The following is a 1,409-nucleotide window of genomic DNA, read 5'->3' on the forward strand; positions in this document are numbered from 1 at the left end:
CCCCGTCCCCGTCGCCGAGCGCCCGGCCGGAGAGCTCCGGCGCGGGCGGCCCCGCGGCGTCCCCCTCCCCCGGCGGGAGCCCGGAGCGGACGCCGGACCCCGGCGGCGGCACGGACCGCGCTGGGCACCGGGTGCGGGCCGTCACCGTGGCCGGCGGCCGGGCGGTCTTCGACCTGGGGCCCCGGACGGCCGCCCTGGTCTCCGCGACGCCCGAAGCGGGCTGGGGCATGCGGATCTGGGTCACCCCGCAGTGGATCCGGGTCACCTTCGCCCGGGACGGCGGCGAGTCCACCGTCTTCTGCCGCTGGGACGACTCCGCGCCGCGCGTCGAGACATACACCCGCTGAGCCTGACCGGACGGGCCGGTCCGGGGCTGCCCCTTGCCGCGCGTCGCAGGCCGCGGGTACGTCGTGGCTGGTCGCGCAGTTCCCCGCGCCCCTGACGGGGCGCCCCGGGGCGCGGGGAAGTGCGCGCGCAACCAGGCACCGGCAAGGGGCAGCCCCGGCCCAGCACGATCCGCCGGTCACGGCACTAGCGGAAGACGCCCTCCGGTGGTTCCGGGGAGGCCACCGCGTCCGCGTCCGTCACCGGCCGCGCGCCGCCCGCGAACGCCTCCAGCGCACGGCCGTACTCCACGCGCCCGGGGTGCGGGTCCCCGGCGGTACGCCGGGCGAGTTCGGGCACCGGCGGGGTGGTGTCGCACGCGGCCAGCACGCTGTTGCCGAACCGCCGTCCGCGCAGCACCGCCGGGTCGGCGACCAGGCACAGCTCGCTGAACTCGGCGGCGGCCGTGGCGATCTGGCCGCGCAGATGGCGCAGCGGGGGCCCGTCGGCGATGTTCGCCGCGTACCAGCCTCCGGGGCGCAGCACCCGGCGTACGGCGGCGAGGAACTCCACGCTGGTGAGGTGCGCGGGAGTGCGGGCCCCGCTGAACACATCGGCGATGACGAGGTCGGCCCAGGCGTCCGGCAGCCGCGCGAGGGCGGCGCGCGCGTCGGCCTGCCGCACCCGGATCCGCCAGCCGCGCTCCAGCGGCAGCGCCTCGCGGACGAAGCGGGTGAGTTCGCCGTCGGACTCCGCGGCCTGCTGCTCGGAGCGTGCGCGGGTGTGTGCCACATAGCGGGCGAGCGTGAGGGCGCCGCCGCCCAGGTGCAGGACGCGGAGCGGACGTCCGGGCGGTGCGGCGAGGTCGATCAGGTGCCCGAGGCGGCGCTGGTACTCGAAGCCGAGATGCGCCGGGTCGGCGAGGTCGACGTGCGACTGGGGGGCGCCGTCGATCAGGAGGGTCCAGGCGTGCGGGCGGTCGGGGTCGGGCATCAGCTGCGCGAGGCCGCCCGCCACGTTCGCGGTCCGCGGTTCCCGGGCTCCCCGTCTCCCACGCGTCTTCGCCACGCCGTCCAGTATCGCCC

1 protein-coding gene and 1 pseudogene are annotated in these 1,409 nt (G+C 78.1%); one reads left to right on the forward strand and one right to left on the reverse strand.

All coding sequences use genetic code 11. The features are described from left to right. A pseudogene (locus tag G5C65_RS37230) lies at positions 1–347 on the forward strand (hypothetical protein); the annotation flags it as partial. A 184-nt stretch (positions 348–531) separates the two neighbouring features. Here the strand turns inward: G5C65_RS37230 and G5C65_RS37235 are convergent. After that, on the reverse strand, positions 532–1,401 hold the full coding sequence (locus tag G5C65_RS37235; RefSeq protein ID WP_420903404.1) for a spermidine synthase: 870 nt from the start codon (positions 1,399–1,401) through the stop codon (positions 532–534). Positions 1,402–1,409 lie beyond the last annotated feature (8 nt).

This window comes from Streptomyces boncukensis, from assembly GCF_011045075.1.
Taxonomy (GTDB): Bacteria; Actinomycetota; Actinomycetes; order Streptomycetales; family Streptomycetaceae; genus Streptomyces; species Streptomyces boncukensis.